Annotated in this window: 17 protein-coding genes and 1 pseudogene; 8 read left to right on the forward strand and 10 right to left on the reverse strand. The window is 65.8% G+C overall.

What is annotated here, in order from left to right:
* Positions 1–94: 94 nt before the first annotated feature.
* Positions 95–838 carry a helix-turn-helix domain-containing protein gene (locus ACEN98_RS16285; RefSeq protein WP_413385839.1) on the forward strand — a complete coding sequence of 248 codons (744 nt, stop codon included), beginning with the start codon at positions 95–97 and terminating at the stop codon, positions 836–838.
* On the opposite strand, the gene ACEN98_RS16290 is transcribed toward ACEN98_RS16285, so the two are convergent.
* Positions 835–1,767 carry a 4-hydroxyproline epimerase gene (locus ACEN98_RS16290; RefSeq protein ID WP_413385840.1) on the reverse strand — a complete coding sequence of 311 codons (933 nt, stop codon included), beginning with the start codon at positions 1,765–1,767 and terminating at the stop codon, positions 835–837. The genes ACEN98_RS16285 and ACEN98_RS16290 overlap by 4 nt on opposite strands.
* 209 nt (positions 1,768–1,976) lie before the next feature.
* On the opposite strand from ACEN98_RS16290, the gene ACEN98_RS16295 reads away from it, so the two are divergent.
* Both ACEN98_RS16295 and ACEN98_RS16300 read left to right on the forward strand, forming a co-directional pair.
* Positions 1,977–3,326, forward strand: coding sequence for a methyl-accepting chemotaxis protein (locus ACEN98_RS16295; protein WP_413385841.1), 1,350 nt, complete (start codon positions 1,977–1,979; stop codon positions 3,324–3,326).
* A gap of 70 nt (positions 3,327–3,396) precedes the next feature.
* Positions 3,397–4,128 carry a suppressor of fused domain protein gene (locus ACEN98_RS16300; RefSeq protein WP_413385842.1) on the forward strand — a complete coding sequence of 244 codons (732 nt, stop codon included), beginning with the start codon at positions 3,397–3,399 and terminating at the stop codon, positions 4,126–4,128.
* Between the two features lie 63 nt (positions 4,129–4,191).
* Here ACEN98_RS16300 and ACEN98_RS16305 read toward each other — a convergent pair whose 3' ends face one another.
* The 8 genes and pseudogenes from ACEN98_RS16305 to ACEN98_RS16340 form a co-directional block, all read right to left on the reverse strand.
* A complete protein-coding gene (locus tag ACEN98_RS16305; RefSeq protein ID WP_413385843.1) occupies positions 4,192–4,329 on the reverse strand; it encodes a hypothetical protein in 138 nt (45 codons plus the stop codon).
* A gap of 29 nt (positions 4,330–4,358) precedes the next feature.
* A complete protein-coding gene (locus tag ACEN98_RS16310; RefSeq protein WP_413385844.1) occupies positions 4,359–5,060 on the reverse strand; it encodes a hypothetical protein in 702 nt (233 codons plus the stop codon).
* A gap of 492 nt (positions 5,061–5,552) precedes the next feature.
* Positions 5,553–5,993: a hypothetical protein gene (locus ACEN98_RS16315; protein WP_413385845.1), complete on the reverse strand. Its 441-nt coding sequence runs from the start codon at positions 5,991–5,993 to the stop codon at positions 5,553–5,555.
* 19 nt (positions 5,994–6,012) lie between these two features.
* Positions 6,013–6,570 carry a hypothetical protein gene (locus tag ACEN98_RS16320; protein ID WP_413385846.1) on the reverse strand — a complete coding sequence of 186 codons (558 nt, stop codon included), beginning with the start codon at positions 6,568–6,570 and terminating at the stop codon, positions 6,013–6,015.
* Between the two features lie 1,282 nt (positions 6,571–7,852).
* Positions 7,853–8,041 carry a hypothetical protein gene (locus ACEN98_RS16325; protein WP_413385847.1) on the reverse strand — a complete coding sequence of 63 codons (189 nt, stop codon included), beginning with the start codon at positions 8,039–8,041 and terminating at the stop codon, positions 7,853–7,855.
* A pseudogene (locus ACEN98_RS16330) lies at positions 8,023–8,499 on the reverse strand (nitrilase-related carbon-nitrogen hydrolase); the annotation flags it as partial. The pseudogene ACEN98_RS16330 and the gene ACEN98_RS16325, both read right to left, overlap by 19 nt.
* 107 nt (positions 8,500–8,606) lie before the next feature.
* Complete coding sequence (locus ACEN98_RS16335) at positions 8,607–9,062, reverse strand: YaiI/YqxD family protein (protein ID WP_413385848.1); 456 nt, start codon at positions 9,060–9,062, stop codon at positions 8,607–8,609.
* A gap of 2 nt (positions 9,063–9,064) precedes the next feature.
* Positions 9,065–9,754, reverse strand: coding sequence for a FadR/GntR family transcriptional regulator (locus ACEN98_RS16340; RefSeq protein WP_413385849.1), 690 nt, complete (start codon positions 9,752–9,754; stop codon positions 9,065–9,067).
* Between the two features lie 231 nt (positions 9,755–9,985).
* Here ACEN98_RS16340 and ACEN98_RS16345 point away from each other — a divergent pair, with 231 nt between their 5' ends.
* The 5 genes from ACEN98_RS16345 to ACEN98_RS16365 all read left to right on the forward strand — a co-directional run bounded on the left by ACEN98_RS16345 (position 9,986) and on the right by ACEN98_RS16365 (position 15,733).
* A complete protein-coding gene (locus ACEN98_RS16345; RefSeq protein WP_413345120.1) occupies positions 9,986–11,302 on the forward strand; it encodes a DUF3422 family protein in 1,317 nt (438 codons plus the stop codon).
* 3 nt (positions 11,303–11,305) lie between these two features.
* Positions 11,306–12,187 (forward strand): CPBP family intramembrane glutamic endopeptidase, encoded by an 882-nt coding sequence (locus ACEN98_RS16350; protein ID WP_413385850.1) that lies wholly within the window; start codon positions 11,306–11,308, stop codon positions 12,185–12,187.
* Between the two features lie 98 nt (positions 12,188–12,285).
* Positions 12,286–14,481 (forward strand): DUF6600 domain-containing protein, encoded by a 2,196-nt coding sequence (locus tag ACEN98_RS16355; RefSeq protein WP_413385851.1) that lies wholly within the window; start codon positions 12,286–12,288, stop codon positions 14,479–14,481.
* A 107-nt stretch (positions 14,482–14,588) separates the two neighbouring features.
* Positions 14,589–15,329, forward strand: coding sequence for a sulfite exporter TauE/SafE family protein (locus tag ACEN98_RS16360; protein ID WP_413386004.1), 741 nt, complete (start codon positions 14,589–14,591; stop codon positions 15,327–15,329).
* Between the two features lie 224 nt (positions 15,330–15,553).
* Positions 15,554–15,733, forward strand: a complete 180-nt coding sequence (locus ACEN98_RS16365; RefSeq protein WP_413385852.1) for a hypothetical protein — start codon at positions 15,554–15,556, stop codon at positions 15,731–15,733.
* 11 nt (positions 15,734–15,744) lie between these two features.
* On the opposite strand, the gene ACEN98_RS16370 is transcribed toward ACEN98_RS16365, so the two are convergent.
* On the reverse strand, positions 15,745–18,009 hold the full coding sequence (locus tag ACEN98_RS16370) for an ATP-binding protein (RefSeq protein WP_413385853.1): 2,265 nt from the start codon (positions 18,007–18,009) through the stop codon (positions 15,745–15,747).
* Between the last annotated feature and the right edge of the window lie 66 nt (positions 18,010–18,075).

Below are 18,075 nucleotides of genomic sequence, written 5' to 3' on the forward strand. Positions count from 1 at the left end.
AAGCGCTCGCCGGGGAAGCCGAAATCGGCACAGCGCCCGGCCGCCGTTTGCCATGCCGGCGCAACCCGCCTATATTGGCGTCCGGGAGGACAACATGATCGACGACACTACCATCCGGGCCATCGACACCATCGGCATGCAGGCCGTGGAAGCGATCTTCGACGCGCTCGGCGACGTCGCATTCTTCGTCAAGGACCGGGACGGCCGTTATGTGAGCATCAACCGCACCATGGTGCGGCGCTGCGGAGTTCGGCACAAGAAGGATGTGCTCGGCAAGACGGCGCTGGAACTGTTCCCGCGCGCGCTGGCCGAGACGTATCTCGCGCAGGACCGGCAAGTCATCGCCAGCGGCACGGCGATCGACAAGCAGCTCGAACTGCACATCTACCCCGGCCGCAGCCGCGGGTGGTGCATCACGAAGAAGATACCGCTGTTCGGCAAGGATGGCGACGTCGTCGGCCTGATCGGCACGTCGCAGGACCTCGGTTTGCTGGACGACCTGCACCCGGCGTACCGGCAGATCGCGCGGATCGCGCAGCACATCAGCGACAACTATCGGGAGAATATCTCGCTGAAGGCGCTGGCGGAGGAAGCGGGGCTGTCGCTGTCGCGCGTGGAACGGCTGTTCCAGAAAGTGTTCCAGCATTCGCCGCGGCAGCTGCTCGTGCAATGCCGGCTGGCGGCCGCGCGCACCCTGATCGAACAGGATCCGGGCGCGAAGATCGCGGAGATCGCGTACGAATGCGGCTACACGGACCACAGCGCGTTCAGCCGCCAGTTCAAGTCGTACGTGGGCATGAGCCCGACCGAGTACGGGCGGCAGATGAAGCAGGACTAGACGGGAATGCCCCATGCGAATGGGTCGCCTTCGTCGAACAGCAGCGTCGACTCGGCGCTGACCCAGGCCGTGCCGCGGATGGTCGGCGCGACGGTATCGCCCGCGCGGCGGTAGCTGCCTTCGAACACGCTGCCGATGATGCTCTCCTGGCGCCACACGGCGCCCTGTTCCAGATCGCCATCCGCCGCCAGGCAAGCCAGTTTCGCGCTGGTGCCCGTGCCGCAGGGCGAGCGGTCGTACGCCTTGCCGGGGCACAGCACGAAGTTGCGGCTGTCGGCGTTGAGAGATGGGGCGAACAGTTCCACGTGGTCGATCGGCGCGCCGCCGTCTCCCGCGATGCCTTGCGCGGCCAGCGCTGCCATGACGGCTTGCGCGAACGCCTTCAGCGCCGGGATGTTGGCCGGGGCGATGTGGAGCGCATGGTGCTTGATGAGGAAGAACCAGTTGCCGCCCCACGCGACGTCGCCGCGCACGGTGCCATGGCCCGCGACATCGACGTGGACGTCCTTGCGCGTCCGGTACGACGGCACGTTGTCGATGCTCACGGAACCGTCCGCGTGCAGCTCGGCCGTCACGACGCCGACGGGCGTATCGATGCGGTGGCGTCCGGCCGTGATGCGGCCGAGGTAGGCCAGCGACACGACGAGGCCGATCGTGCCATGTCCGCACATGCCCAGGTACCCGACGTTATTGAAAAAGATGACGCCCGCCGCGCAGTCGGGCGCATGCGGTTCGCACAGCAGCGCGCCCACCAGGACGTCCGAACCGCGCGGTTCGCACACGGTGCCCGTGCGGATGTGGTCGTAGTCGGCGCGCATCCGCGCGAGCCGCTCCGACAGCGGGCCGTTGCCCAGGTCCGGGCCGCCATCGACGATGAGCCGGGTGGGTTCGCCGCCGGTGTGCGAGTCGATGATCGAGATTTTTTTCATGCCTGGAAGGCTAAACCCGGTCCGGCGGCGGGTCTTGTTGTTTTTCCGCGTCTTGATGAGGGAAAGCGGCACACCGTTTGGGGGCCAGTCATGGCGTTGTGACAATCTGCAAGAATCCAATAAAAATTTCCAAATATCATTGAACGTTGCGGCGTCAATAGACCAGCAAAATCAATGTGTTACGGATAAATAACTAGGAAAGTCACAAAATGCATCCGACCTCATCCGGCGCCAGGGCCGACCACGCCAACAACGCCGACAAACTGTTCCTCGCCGTCCTGTGGGCGCTTGCCGCCACGTCGCTGGCACTGGGGCTCGTGTACGACTCGCTGCTGCTGGCGGTCGCCGCCGGCCTGCCGCTCGCCCTCGTGCCGAGCGCGCTGATCGCGGCCGCGCCGGGCAGCCTCGCCGCGCGGCTCTCCGTCGCGGTCGCGCTGATGCTGTTCTGCGCGCTGAACATCCACCAGGCGCACGGCATGACGGAGCTGCATTTCGGAATCTTCGTCCTGCTCGCCTTCCTCGTCTGCTACCAGGACTGGCGCGTCATCATCGCCGCCGCGGGCACGGCCGCCGTCCACCACCTCATGTTCAACTATCTGCAGGAATGGGGCTATCCGACGCTGTGCTTCACGCATCCGGGCATCGGCATCGTGCTGCTGCACGCCGCGTACGTCGTCGTCGAGGCGGCCGTGCTGTCGTACCTCGCCGTCCGCCTGCAGCGCGAGACGACGGCCGTCGCGGCGAGTGCCGGCACCCTGCACGCCACCTTGCGGGCGATGCGCAGCAGCGCGGACCAGGTGGCGCGCGACATGGACCTGATCACGCAGACGTCCAGCGCGGTGGCGACGGGCAGCGCCGACCTGTCCGCGCGCGCCGCGGCGCAGGCCGCGCGGCTGGAACATGCCGCGGCCGCGGTCGACCACCTGACGGCCACCGTCAAGCGCAACGTCGACCACGCGGCGCTGGCCGACGAGCTGGTGGCGTCGGCCTCCGCGCTGGCGGTGAAGGGCGGCGACGTCGTCGCGGACGTCGTGCAGACGATGGAAGCTATCCGCTCCAGCTCGCGCGAAGTGCAGGACATCGTCAACGTCATCGACGGCATCGCCTTCCAGACCAACATCCTCGCGCTGAACGCCGCCGTCGAGGCGGCGCGCGCGGGCGAGCAGGGGCGCGGTTTCGCCGTCGTGGCGGGCGAAGTGAGGAGCCTCGCCCAGCGCAGCGCGCAGGCGGCCAAGGAAGTCCGGCAACTGATCGGCGACTCGGTCGTGCGCGTGGACGCGGGCGGCCGGCTGGTGGACGAAGCGGGGCAGGCGATGCACCAGATCGTCGGCTCGGTCCAGCGCGTGGCCGGCATCATGACTGCGATCTCGGGTGCGAGCCAGGAACAGCGCGACGGCATCGAGCAGGTGCGCGATTCGATCCGCGAAATCGAGCTGACGACGCGGCAGACGGCCGAGCTGGTCGGGCAGAGCGCGGATGCGGCCGGGACGATGTGCGCGCATGCGTCGTCGGTGGCGCGGGCGGTGGACACGCTGCGGCAACCGGAAGCGGCCGCGTAAGTGGAAATGCGCGCATTTTCGCGGCGTCCGCGCTGCTAGACTCGTCGGGTCAGCATTCGAGGGGGCCGCGATGAGCGCATACCGAGCCAGCAACGTCGTGTCCTTGCACGGCGATCCGATCTACCACCACACGGAAAGCACGCCGTGGACGCCGCCGCAGGGCGAGATCTGCCTGCAGCAGATCTCGGACCACATCGACCGCCACCTCGGGCCCGTCGATTGCGTGTTCCATGAACTGGTGTCCGACACGGTGCACATCGACGTCCATATCGTGAAGCCGACGGAGGCCTACCCGTTCATCCGGCTGGTCACGTCCGGCATGAGCGACCTGCCGATGGCGACGCCGCCGGACGCCGACGTCCCGCGCCACGCCGAGCTGATGATCACGCTCCCGCCGGACTGGAAGCTGGACAAGGAATCGTTCGAGGACGAGCGCTGGTACTGGCCCGTCCGGCTGCTCAAGACGCTAGCCCGGCTGCCGCACAAGTACGACACGTGGCTGGGCTGGGGCCACACGGTGCCGAACGGCGACCCGGCGGAGCCGTACGCGGCGGACGTCCGGTTCGACGGCTGCATCCTGCTGCCGTCGATCAGCGTGCCGGACGGCTTCCACCGGCTGCGTATCGACGCCGGCAAGGAGATCGCGTTCTTCGCGGTCGTCCCGCTCTACAAGGAGGAACTGGCGCTGAAGCTGCGTGCCGGCGCCGAGAAACTGCTGGAGCGCTTCGACAAGAAGCACATCGACGACATGATCGATGCGCGCCGGCCGAACGCGGGCAAGAAGCTGTTCGGTTTCCTCTGACCGAACACGGCCCGGCCTATCTGAACTTGACCGGCGCCGCGATCTCCCTCGCCATCCGGGCCCCTACTTGTCTTCGTTCATGGCACCGAGGTGAAGCGGCATTTGGTTGAAGTCGATGCCGCAGCCGGCGCCATCGCGGCTGCGGCATAGGAAGAGTGCTGGATACCGGTCGAAGATCTTGCCCGGCTTCGGATCAGCCAACACTGTCGCCGATGCGATTCAACGCGCCTTTATGCCGGGGTCGTAATGATCGCCCACGTTGGCGGTGTCTTTTTTTCCTTGACAACAGCATCCGTGTTCGAGTCTTTGAATGTCGCCATCGCCTCGATAAGCTTGGCAGAACCTCGCCTCGTCAGGGAGTCGCTAGTCGACGCGCCCCCTGCAATTCCGTAACCCTCATTGGGATCCCACCAGTTGGCGCCGGTCGAGCCGATTCCGTCACAACTATTCCAGGTGCCATAAAAATCCACATGGCTGTAATCGAGGTGGGCCAGATTGCTGTCGCCAAACGAGTTAATATCGAACCCTTTCAGAGTCGACTCGATTGTATTGGAATCGCCGAAAACATCCGTTTGCAGATTGTCCAACATCAAATCGAGTTTCATATTATTGCCGGTGATCGAAACATTGTCGAACACCGACGCTTGGTGCTCCATCGCATTCTTGACTTCTCGAACCTCCACTCTTCCCGTTTTTTCGGTCGTGCGGAAGTCGTAATAGCTTGAGTTCAGATAATCGATCGTGGAGACAGTCGCACCGTCAGAGCCCGAAGTGGAGGGCAGCTGGTACCAGGGGTTGGACGCCGGTTGCAAACTGTTCAGGTAATTCTGAAGCTGCGCGCTCGACGTCGGCAATTTGACGCCGCACGCAGGTGTCTTGACCAATAGTGCGTCGAAGGTACCGTCAAACCTGCCGCTGCAAGTGCCGTACATGCCACGCTATTCGAGTTCGACGTGTATGGCGAGTACGTAAGATGGAGCCCAGCAATACCCGTATAGGCGGCCACGATGCTGTTCCACTGCGACTGGGTAGCATTATTGGTCACCGTTACCTTTTGAAACGGCGCTCCGGCATCGGAATTCATCTGCCCGGTGTTCGGGTCGATTCTGGGCACGACATCGATGCCGCTGTTTTGGTCACCCGGCGTGAATGTGCCGCTTCCTCCTACTTTCAACGTTCACCACACTGATGGCGTATTCGTGAGCGTCTGTCCCGCAGCCAGGTTCATTTGTTTAAGCTGCTCCACCGTCGACATTTGCAAAGAAGCATTTGAAGTCGTTGGCCCTGCAGATATGTACTGGCTCGCCCCATTGCTGTCGGTGTATGTCAATGTCATGTGATAGAAGAGCGTGCCCCCCGCTTTCGTTACTGCTTGGCCCAACTGGACTGAATACCACCTCGATCTTACCTGCCATACATCCTCCTTATAAGGTTGTTGAGACGATAAGGCATCGCCGAACGTCGGCGACGGTTCTGGTGCCGTTTTTAGCGGGAAACGGCGCCCGTAATACGATCGTAAGCGCGGAACCATAAGTGAGGCCCGAGACCAAGCCAAAGCCGCCGACGAGTTCGTCCGGTTGTGCAGTTGATCCGCTTGCCTGCACCAGATCGGATTTCTGACCGGCAGCGTGAAGCAAACGGTTGACCTCATTCACTGTTTTGCCTTCCAGATGGGAATTCCGGCAAACCTCGGTAACGTCCTGAAAGCGTTGGAATGTTTTCTCGGTTTTAAACGCCGTCTCAATACTTATCCGGAAATTTTTCCCTTCTGTTTCGACATCGCCGGCTTGCGCCTGGGCAGATATTGCAAATGAGTAGGAACACAGCGTGAGGCTCAGTGCGGTCAGAATGTTGTTTCGAAACATTTTCGTATGGCTCCTTGGGTCAGCGCTCGTGCAAACTCGCGGTTACACGGCGAACAAATGGATCAAATGCATAATCGATTACCCGCCTTCGGTCTGTGGTAAGTTGATAGTCGCCGCGGACCCTGTTGTTTTGCATCTCATCTTCGAACGGACGCCGTGGCAAATAGCCGCTTTTAGCAAGTGCGACCAACACATCAGCGAGATCCCGCATTGACTGCTGGCCTGTGGGGGGGGGGCGCCATATTCTATTGCTGACGTTGTGCGGGTAGCCGCATAATCCTACAAAGCGCCGAGTCAAGGCATCCTCGTAGGACTTTTCGTAGACCTTCGATAGCCAGGCAGCGTTGGACAACGGCCCCAAATCTCTGCGAGGAAAGTACTTTTGCACGTAGAAACACAGCATTTCGATCGATTTCTGCAGACTGACTTGATCTGTCCAGAATGGTGTCATATTGCGTCGAAAGCCAAAGCCCGGTAATGCGCTGACGGAGTCCAAATCATTCCAACGCCCGTCCAGACTGACATTCGAAGTGGACAGTGTCCCGTGCGACAACCGTTTCGCTTTCGCGGCTGCCATTTGCTCTGCAAATCTACGAATCATTTCCTTTAGGCCAAGTGTTAGGCGTTCGACCGGTCTCAGTTTTGCGAACGCATATGCAGTCGTCGACGCAGGTAGCGGCAGCTTGTCGGGAAGTCTCGCAATCGCCTCCTTTACGCGGCTGGTGTCAGAAGGAATTAGCGACCGATTTTCAGGCCGGACATGAAACCCGGGAGCTCTCATGAAATGGGCCGGCCGCCAAACGAACTCGCGCACACCCATTCCTGCCGATGATCGATTACCGTTCGCAACCAGGTCTCCGGTGTGAATAACCGCAGTCATGCGTACCGCGCCGAAGGGTAAGGCATAATGAAGTACTTCTCCCCAGATTGCTTCGACACACATCTCGCTCAAGCTGGCACGTCCGTATTTCGATATGAAGCGGCGTCTTCATCCGAATAGCCCGACAGTAGGTTTATTCCAATGCCTTTTACGATCCATGGATGGTGCCAACCGCAACGTACACCACCGCCGTTGTGATGAATGCCATCGCCCCCATAGCACCCCGCGTAAAACGTCATGCTAATATTGGCGGACGATCGGATATCACCTCGCAACGGAATATGCCAAGCGCATTCGTCTAGCAGGGCCGCGGCTCCTCCATTGAACGGGAGTCGCCTGTTCGACCACACCACCGTTGCATTCGCAGTTCGTACCGTTTCGAAGGGAAGACCCCAAGGTCGATATTCAAACTCATCTCGGGTATTTGTGCATATGGCGGAAATTGCCGTTTCGCTTAACTGGTTCGTTAATTGACATGAAAAATCGTCTTCAAATGATATCGATCACATCGCATCGCGCACATGCTATCGGCGATTTTTGTCTTACTTACTATCCGAATGTAACAATCTAAAAATATTTTTTCGTTTGTCGGCACGACCGCTTAATCGCCGGTGATTTCGCTGTGCGCCGTGCCGTTGAAGGTCATCATGGCGACCCAGTGACCTGGACCGCAAACTCGTGCTCTGCACCTGGGAGGCCACTTTGCGCCGATCGGTGGCATCCCGCCGTCCAGGAAGAGCAATCCGCAGTTGTTCGGCAAGTGACTGCACAGTCGCTTGGCGACGATGTGGAGGTGGCGGCCATCGTGGCCGGTATGAAGCGCATTTGGGGCAACGTAGCAGTTCTGCCACGGTCCGTAGCGAGGTGGAACATTGCGCGAAGGCGAGCGAGTCCTTCAGCGCCAAAAGGTCCATTGATCACGTGCCAATGCCCGAGATAGGCACGGCTGCGACGAGTGGCAGATAGTAGTGCAACGCGGTCAGCCGCTCACCTCGACGGCGATCGACGAGACATTCCATTCGTTTCTGCGGAGCGAAACGACGAGCAGTTCATCGCCTGGTCCCGACGTCGCCGCAACCAGGCGCCGGCGCTCGTCCCAGAATGCACTGCGGCCGGCCGACGTCCCGCCGCCGGTCGGCCCGCCGTGGTTCACCAGCAGCACGGGCATGGACGGGGCGTTGCGTAGCACTGCAACAGCGCACTGTCGACCGGATAGTCGGATTCCCCGACCAGCGCGCTTGCGGCGTAGAGGCGCGCGCCCGCAGCCGCCGCCGCCGCATGCGCGGGCTGGCCGAAGTCCGCGTTGGACGCCAGCGCCAGCGGCATGCTGCAGGCATCGAGCAGAGGTCCGCCTGTACCCGCGCCGAAATACTCGGACTCGACCGTGTGCAGGTGCTGTTTTGTCTGTACGGTCAGGCTGCCGTCCGGATGCAGGATGAAGGCCGCGATGAGCGGTTTGTCATTAGCCTCGGCGCGCAGCGGCAATCCGGCGATCACGCTCATCCCGGTCTGCCTCGCCCACGCACGCAGCGGCGCGACGCAATCCGTTTCCGCCGCCTGCGCGAGGCCGGCACAGAGCGCCGGCTCGTAGCCCGTCAGCGACAGCTCGGGGAAGACGGGGACGTCGACGCCGTGGCGCTACACGGCGTCGATGAAATCCAGGTGCCGGCGCACGCTGGCGGCGATGTCCCCCGCAATGGCGCTGCATTGGGCGGCGGCGCACACGGGACCGGTCATGGTTTGTGCGCGCGCTTCGCCAGTTCGCGGTCGAGCGCATTCGCGAACCGCTGCCGGTCCGCCTGGCTGAACGCGGCTGGTCCGCCCGTGTCGACGCCGCTGCTGCGCAATTCGTCCATGAACGCGCGCATCGTGAGCTGCTGCGCGATGGTGTCCTTCGTGTACCACTCGCCGCGCGGATTCAATGGCAGGCCGCCCTTGTCCAGCACGAGGGCGGCGAGGGGAATGTCGCCCGTAACCACGATATCGCCGGGCTGCACGCGCGCCACGATTTCGGCGTCGGCCGCGTCCGCGCCGGCAGGCACCTGCAGCGCGCGGATGAAGCGCGAGCCGGGCACGCGGATCAACTGGTTGGCCACGAGCGTGACGTTCAGCTGTACGCGGTCGGCCACGCGGAACAGGATGTCCTTGATGACGGCCGGGCAGGCATCGGCGTCGACCCAGATCTCCATGCTCAGCCGCGCGAGAAGGTGCGCGTCACGCGGTCGAGGTGCGCGCGCATGGCCGAGCGGGCGCCGGCCACGTCGTGCGAGGCGATGGCGGCCAGGATCGCGCGGTGGTCGAGGAGCGTCAGCTGGCGCAGTTCCTCGGTCTGGAAGTGCTCCGTCAGCTTGTGCCAGAGGCTGCCGCGCTGGGCCCACAGGTATTCGATCACGCCGACGAGGGCGCTGTTGCCGGCCGCGCGCGCGATCGCGAGGTGGAAATTGCGGTCGGCCGATTCGTTCTCGCCCAGGTTGTCCTGGTTCTGCTCCATCTGCTCGACGGCGACGAGGATCGCATCGACGGCCGCCGGCGTCGCATTCTTCGCGGCCAGCGCCGCGACCTCGACCTCGATCATGCGGCGCGCGGCGAGCACCTCGAACGGACCGGGACCGGCCGCCGGGCGCGCGGTCGGCAACGCCGCCTGTTCGCTGACGTACACGCCGGAGCCGCCGCGCACTTCGACGACGCCGCCCAGTTCCAGCGCGATCAGCGCTTCGCGCAGCGAGGTGCGCGAGACGCCCAGCTTCGTGGCCAGGTCGCGCTCGGCGGGCAGGCGCTCGCCCGGCTTGACGTTCTCTTCCCGGATCAGCGCTTCGATCCGGCTCGACACCACGCGATACAGTCGCGGCTCGGTCGCAATCGCATCGGGTGGCGCGGGCATTTTTCTCATTGTGTCAGTCCAGGAAAAAGTGGAGGCGATTGCCAAGATCGCATCTTAGTTTGGTCGGGATAATGTTGCAAGTGGTCGGACCAAAACGGTCATTTGGGCTGACTGCGTTGGTGGTTTTGCCGCGTGCTGAACTTTATTCGGTCAAGGTTGGGGTCGGCGCCGTTCCAGCGCTGTGCATACGCATGTACAATGGGAAATATTGCCGAGCCGACGAATCGAACCATGACGACCGCATATCCAAGCCTGAGCCACGCCCAGCGCATTCCGCTGGCCGCCGAAATCCATTCGCGTCCCTTCCTCCGGCTGGAAGCGCCCGAAGCCATCACCCACCTCGCCGTGTACCGCGCCAACGAGGCCGGATCGCGCAGCGAGCACGGTCCCAACCAGCATGCACTGCTCGCCGCGCTGTGCGGGCATTTCGGCGTCGCGGCGCCGAACGTGACGGCCAATCACTTCTATCACGACTTCGGCCGTTTCCGCCTCAAGTGGGAACGCCACACGGAGTTCGCCACGTACACGTTTACGGAAAAGATCGCGCCCGGGCTGCCGCTCGCCGAGGCGTTCGCGCGCATGCCGCTCGCGCACCTGCCGCAGGCGTGGATCCTCGGCCTGCACGGCCGCCTGATGTCCGCCGCGCACGTGCTGCTGGAGCGCGGCGCCGCCGATCCGGCCACGCTGCAGGACGGCTTCGCCAGCAACAACCTGGTCGGCTCGCGCGTCATGCAGGGCGGCGAGGTGTGGACGGATTTCGCGATCCAGTCCGACGGCTTCTCGCGCTTCGTGCTGCGCGACGTGGAGATGCGCGCGCAGCAGGCCGGCCGCCTCGCGCAGCGCGTGCTGGAGATCGACACCTACCGCATGATGGCGCTCCTCGGCCTGCCGGCCGCGCGCACCGTGTCCAACGCGCTGGACGATATCGAGGCCGAACTGGCCACGCTGGCCGAGCGCATGGTCGCGGGCGAGGCGGTCGCCGGCGACCAGGACCTGCTGGCACAGATCACGAAGCTCGCGGCGCGCCTGGAAAAGCTTTCGCTCGACAACGGTTACCGCTTCTCGGCATCGAAAGCGTACTACCGCCTCGTGAAGGCGCGCATCGAGGAATTGCGCGAGGCCCGCATCGAAGGCGTGCCGACCGTGGAGGAATTCATGGACCGCCGCCTGACGCCGGCGATGAACACGTGCGAATCGACGGCCGCGCGCCAGGAAGCGCTGGCGCGCCGCATCGCCAACGTCAACGACCTGCTGCGCACCCGCGTCTCCATCGTCCAGGAAAACCAGAACCGGCAAATCCTGCAATCGATGGACCGCCGCGCCGCCCAGCAACTGCGCCTGCAGCAGGCCGTCGAGGGCTTGTCGGTCGCGGCGATCTCGTACTACGTCGTGGGCCTGCTCGGCTATGCGGGCAAGGGCCTCAAGAGTCTCGGCATGCCGGTCAATCCGGACCTGCTCACGGGCGCGCTGGTGCCCGTCGTGGCGGGCCTCGTATGGCTCAGCCTGCGCCGCATGCACAAGCAGATGCACAAACGTTCGCACGGCTGATCCATGGCGGGCGCTCCCGGTCTCATGGCGGCGTGCGCTGCGCTGGCGTTGGCCGTACTGGCGTTGTGGGTGCCGGCGCCCGCAGTGCGGGGGAATCGCGACTGGGCGTGGTGCGCGGGCGTGCTGCTGGCGTGCGCGGTCGCGAAGGCCGCCGGGGTGCTCGACGCGATCGGCCTCGCCGTCACCTTGTTCTACCTCGCGCTGGCGTTCGGCGCGCGCGCGGCCGGCCGGGCTTCGGTCCGCATCCCGCTGCTCGTGCTGACGGGCGTGTGCGCTCTGCTGCTGGCGCTGCACCGGCTGCCGGGCTTTCACAATCCGCTGCTGGTCGACCATGCGCAGGTGTCGGCGGGCGCGCCGCCGTTCACGCTGTACGCGAACTTCGACAAGGCCATCGCCGGCATCGTGCTGATGGGCGTGTTCTGCGCGCCGATCCGCGCGCGTGCCGACTGGCTGCCGATGCTGCGCCGTACGCAGCCCGTGCTGGCGGCGACGCTCGTCGTCGTCCTTGGTGCAGGCCTGCTGCTCGGCGTGGTGCGGCCGGACGTCAAATGGCTGCCGTGGACCTCCTGGTTCCTCGTCAATAACCTCTTGATCACCTGCGTGACGGAGGAGGCCTTCTTCCGCGGCTACCTGCTCGGCGGCCTGGCGCGCGGCATGGAGGGACGACGTTACGGCGTGGCCGTCGCGGTGGTCGTATCGACTTTGCTGTTCGGGCTCGCGCACGCCGCCGGCGGCCCGCTGCTCGTGCTGTTCGCGACGCTGGCGGGCTTCGGCTATGCCGCCGCGTACCTGCGTTCCGGGCGCATCGAAGGCGCGATCCTCACGCACTTCGCGCTGAACGCCGTCCACTTCATCGCGTTCACGTATCCGGCCCTCGTGCGCTGAGCTGCATTGCAACTTCTGTAACACGGTGTGACAGCGTACCGTGCGCGCGCGGCGCCGGGACTATGATCGGGTATCATTCCCACGTTGTACCGACGATCATGAGCGCTTCGAACTTCCTCCGGCCGGCCGTCGCACTCGGCCTGCTATTCACCGCGACGATCGCCGCCGCGCAGACGCAGGACCCGCCCGCGCGCGTGGGCCGCATCGCCTACCTCGCCGGCCCGGTCAGCTTGTCTCCCGCCGGTGCGACCGACTGGGCGCAGGCGCCGCTCAACCGGCCCCTCGTCGCGGGCGACCGCCTGTGGACGGACGCCGGCGGGCGCGACGAAGCCCAGTTCGGCGCCGCCGTCGCGCGCATGGACGCGGGCACCTTGCTGACCGTGCTCGCGGCCGATGAACGCACGACGCAACTGCAGGTGTCGCAGGGCCGCATCGACCTGCATGTGCGCCGCCTGGTGCCGGGCGAGACCGCCGAGGTGGATACGCCGAATCTCGCCTTCGTCGCGCGCGAGGCCGGCGACTACCGGCTCGCCGTCGCGCCGGACGGCAGCACGACGGACGTGACGGTGCTGAACGGCGCCGGCGACGTGTACGGCGACGGCACGTCGCTGTCGCTCGCGCCGGGGCAGGGCTATCGCTTCGGCGGCCAGGACCTGGACAACTACGTGCTGCTCCCGGCCGCGCCGCCGGATGAATTCGACCGCTGGGCGCTGGCGCGCGACCAGCGCTACGAGCGCGCCATCGCACGCCGCTACGTGCCGCAGGGCGTCGTCGGCTTCGAAGACCTCGACGACTACGGCAGCTGGCGCACCATGCCCGACTACGGCACCGTGTGGGTACCGGACCGCGCGCCCCGCAACTGGGCGCCGTATCACGCGGGACACTGGGCGTGGATCGATCCGTGGGGCTGGACGTGGATCGATGACCAGCCTTACGGTTACGCCGTGTCGCACTACGGCCGCTGGATTCGCACGCCCGACACGTGGGCCTGGGTGCCGGCGCCCGCGCGCGCGCAACCCGTGTACGCTCCTGCGCTGGTGGCGTTCGTCGGGACCGTGCTGGCGTTCGGCGGCCGCTCCGATCCCGGCGTCGGCTGGTTCCCGCTCGCGCCGCACGAGCCATACCGGCCGCCGTACCACGCGAGCCCGACGTACATCACGAACGTCAACGTGACCAATACCGTGATCCGGCAGACGACCATCGTCGACAACATCACGAACATCAACTACCGCAACCGCGGCGTGCCCGGCGCGATCGTGGCGATGCCCGCGCGGCAGTTCGCGCAGGCCGCGCCGACGGCGCGCGCCGGCCTGCTGCTGCCGCCCGGCGTGGCCCGTGCCGCGCCGGTGCTGGCGGCGCCGCAGGCGCGGCCTCTGCCGCAAAGCCGGATCGGCACGGCCCCCGGTCGCCTGCCGCCGGGATCCGTGCTGCAGCGCGTCGCGGTGACGCGGGCGTTGCCGGCGCACGGCTTCGGGCACGGGCCTGGCCCGGCGGCGCGTCCGGATGCGCGCGTGGCCGGGCACGGGCCGGTGCCGCTGCGCGTGCTGCGTCCCGCGCTCGGCAAGCCGGTGACGCCGCAGCCGGCGCGTGGTCCCGTGCCTGGCGCCGCGCCGGCCGGGCACCTGATGGCGCAGGGTGGACGGCCGGCTGGCCATGGGCCGCAAACGGCCGCCGTGCCGCTGCCCGGGCCGGCCGGCCGACCCGTCCACGAAGCACCGCCGCTCGCCGTGCGCCCGCCAGTCGCGCCGCCGGATGTGCACGGCCCGCGGAACACCGCGCAACTGGCCGCGCGTGGCGGTAGCGGCGCAGGCGCGACGGCGGCGGAGGCGGGCCGTCCGCAGCCGCCGCACGCGGGCCGGGGCGGGCTCGCGGACGAGCCGCGCGTTGCCGCACATGGCGTGACGGCGCAACCGCAGGCGCCGCGCCCGATGCATGGCGGCGAACCGCAGCAGGCAATCCGGCATGCTCCGCCGGCGCACGGTCCGGCACCGCAACCGGTAGTGCACGACGCGCCGCGCGCGCCCGTGCCGCAGCGGGTGGCGCTGCAGGCGCCGCATCCCCAGCCGGCCGCGCGCCCGCAGCCGCCTGCGCAGCATGCGCAGCCCGCACCGCATCCGCATCCGCAGCCTGCATCCCATCCGCAGCCGGCACCGCGACCGCAGCCGCCAGCGCCGCCCGCACCGAAGCCCTCGCCGCACCAGCAACCGGCGCCGCAGCCGCACGCGGCCCCCGCCCACGGCCCGGACAAGGGCGGCGACCACGGTCACAAGAACGGCGAGAAGGGCGGCCACTGACGTCGGCAAGGGGCGCGGTGTAAGATGGGCTTCCGTCCAGCTCACCGCCGCGCCATGCCGACACCACACCGCCCAGCCAACGACCATCGATACGGAGCCGCACCATGATGCTGCTGCTCGTCTTCCTGGCCGGGCTGTGGGCCGGCGTGCAGAACGCGTTGGCGGGCGGCGGCTCGTTCGTCACCTTGCCGGCGCTGATCGTGTCCGGCATGTCGCCGCTCGCCGCGAACATCACGTCCACCGTCGCGCTGTTCCCCGCGCAGATCACGTCCGGATACGCCGGCCGCAAGCTGGTCAGCGGCGCGGGCGGCCTGCCGTTCTGGGCGCTGTTCGTGTTGAGCATCGCCGGCGGCGCGGCGGGTGGATTGCTGTTGCTGCACACGTCGCCGGCCGTGTTCGCGCGGCTCGTGCCGTGGCTCGTGCTGTTCGCGACGGCCCTGTTCACGTGGGGGAGCTTCTTCCGCAAGCCCGGCGCGGCGGGCGCCGTGCACCTCGGACCCGCGGCGACGGCGGTCGCGCAATTCCTGATCGCCGTCTACGGCGGCTATTTCGGCGGCGGCATCGGCATCCTGATGCTGGCCGCGCTGACGATGGCGGGCCTCGCCGCGCGCAATGCCGGCGCCACGAAAAACGTGCTCGCCGGCGTGATGAATGCGTCGGCCGTCGTCCTGTTCCTGACGTCGGCCGACCTGCACTGGCTGCAGTGCGGCGTGCTGGCGGCGGGGGCCGTCATCGGCGGCTTGCTGGGCGCATGGGCGCTGCACCGCGTGAACGAGAAGGCGTTGCGCGTCGCCATCGTGTGCATCGGCATCGCGCTCACCGTCGGCCTGTTCCTGAAACCCATTTGACAGGCACGTCGAAAAACCCGCTGCGCGTTGCACTGTCGTCCTGCGATGCTCGCTGTACTACTCGTACAGCTGCGCTTCTCGGACAACATTGCTGCCGCTCGCGACGGTTTTTCGAGGTGCCTTGAGCACGCCTTCGGCGTGCGCTGGACACGGCCACCTGCTTGGTCTACAGTGGAATCATGCGGTATCGCCATGAATGATTCCGCCAGGAAGGTAGGTGCGCCATGCTGGATTTACTCTATGGGCTCGAACCGGATCTTGCGTTGCACGCGATCGTGCTGGCATTCGGTTGCGCGACGTTTTTCCTGATCCTGTTGTGGCGGCGTTGCCCCAACTGTACCTGGCAGGAGTGGTCCAGCGAGTTGCTGGGCCGCGACGACAGGGACGATGCCGATCACGAGTGATCGGACCGGCGTCACACCGGCGGCACCGTGTCTTCGGTCCGGTAGCGCGCCACGAAGGCCGCCAGGTTCTTCGAATGGTAGCCCTGCGCCAGCACGTGCAGTCGCGCCGCGAACGGGGCATAGGCCGGATCGAGCGCCTGCAGGTGGTCGGCCCGCTCCCGGACTTCGCGCATGCTGCCGATGCGCACCAGTTGCCACAGGATGTCGATTTCCTCGGCCGGCGGGACGACGAATCCGGCCTGTGCGTCCGGTTCGGGCCCTCGTTGCTCGCTGATCCAGTGCAGCGATAGCAGTGTGCCGATGGTGTCGAGCAGGATCTCGAGGTTCACCGGTTTGCCGAGGAACGCATTGGCGCCGGCCTCGCGGGATTTCCGTTCGTCGTCCGGACTGACGCTGGCCGTCACGGCGACGATCGGTATCTCGCCCCATCCCGGCATCCGACGGATTCGCCGCGTTGTCTCGTTGCCGTCGATGACGGGCATCATGACGTCCATCACGATCAGGTCGGGCTTGAAGCTGTCGAGCAGCACCAGGCACTCCAGTCCGTTCGACGCCGCGGCCACGACGAACCCGGTCTCCTGCAGCAGGTCCACCAGCATCGCGCGGTTCTGCGGCACGTCGTCGACGATCAGCAAGCGCTTGCGCTCGCCCTGGTAACCGACGATGTGGTCCAGCGACGGCACGACGGCCGGGGTGCCGGCCGCGGCCGGTACGGCGAGTTCGAACGAGAACGTGCTGCCCTTGGCGGGCTCGCTGGCCACCTGGATGGTGCCGCCCATCAGGCGCACCAGTTGCTGGCTGATGGCCAGGCCCAGGCCCGTGCCGGCCGCGTGCCGCTGCGCGTCGCCCACTTGTTCGAAGGGCTGGAACAGACGTGCGAGCTGCTGCGCGCTCATGCCGATGCCGCTGTCGGCGACTTCGAAGTGCAGCCGCACGCAGGCATCGTCCCTGGGGACGGAAGGCGCGCGCAGCACCCGCAGCGCGACTGAACCGCGATCGGTGAACTTCACCGCGTTGCCCAGCAGGTTGAGCAGCACCTGGCGCAAGCGTGTCTCGTCGATCGTCACGGCTTCCGGCAGGTCGGCCGCCGGTTCGTAGTGGAACGACAGGCCTTTTTCCTCCGCCTTGACCCGCATGATGTCGACGACCACCTGCAGGAACGCGCCGAGATGCATGGCGGCCGGATGCAGGACCATTTTGCCCGCCTCGACCCGTGCCAGGTCCAGTATGTCGTTGATCAGGGTGAGCAGGTGCTGGCCGCTCTCGTGGATGGTGGCGAGGCCCGCGGCCTGTCGTTCGTTCAGCGGGAGCCGTTCGCGCTTGAGCAATTGCGCGTAGCCGATGATGGCGTTGAGCGGCGTGCGCAGTTCGTGACTCATCTGCGCGAGAAAGTTACTGCGCTGGCGCGCGAGGCCGACCGCCTCGGCCAGCGCCGCCTCGCGGGCCGCCTCCGCCGCCTTGCGTTCGCGGTCGACGGCAGCCAGTTGTTCCAGGCGCAGCCGGGTCACGGAGAGACTGGAGCGGAAGTGCAGCAGGCCGAGCGACAAGCCGAGAATGCCGCACGCGATCCAGGCAATGACCAGCCCCGTCAGCAGGGTTGTCTTGGAGATCCATTTGCCGGTGAACCTGATCGACCGTACCTCGACCGTGATCGTCTGATCCTTCGGAACGTTGTCGGTCGCGACTTCCAGCGCCGTGACATGGTCGAGGCGGACATAGCTCTTGGACAGGGGTATCTCGCGCGAGCTGCGCCACCAGTCCGCCGTGCGCAGCGCATTCATCGGGATCGTAAACCTGGGCTGTGTCGGCAACTGGAGCTGCACTTCGTTGAACCGTTGCGAGTTCCATTCGTTGACCGAGGAAATATCGGGCTCGAAGTTCATCAGATGCACCTTGATGAGATGCCGGCCTCGTCCCGAATAGCGCACGTCGAACGACATCGTGTCGTATCGGGACATGTCGATCCCCTTGACGGGGTCGCCCAACTGGAACTGCAGGCTGCAGAACGGATACATGGCGGCCGATCCCAGGTGGCAGCGCATCACGATGGCGTCCGGGGTGATCGACAGCGAGCCGACCGAATTGCCGTTCGCGTCGATGCCGCGGGTCTTGTCCCTGTCGTCGACCACCTTGACGTCATGCGGATGCTGCGGGGAGATCTCGAGGGTGCTGGTCATGCCGTAGTGCTGCCAGACCAGTAACAGCGGCGTCGCCAGCAACAGCAGGATGACCAGGGAATAACTGATCTTGGTCGGGAACGAGAGCGACAGTTTCATGTGCACACCCCCGGCAGCGGGACGAGACGTTTCAGTATACACCGAAGCATTGTGCGCTTGTCATGA

This window comes from Massilia sp. CT11-137 (genome assembly GCF_047302885.1).
Classification (GTDB): domain Bacteria; phylum Pseudomonadota; class Gammaproteobacteria; order Burkholderiales; family Burkholderiaceae_D; genus Telluria; species Telluria orientalis.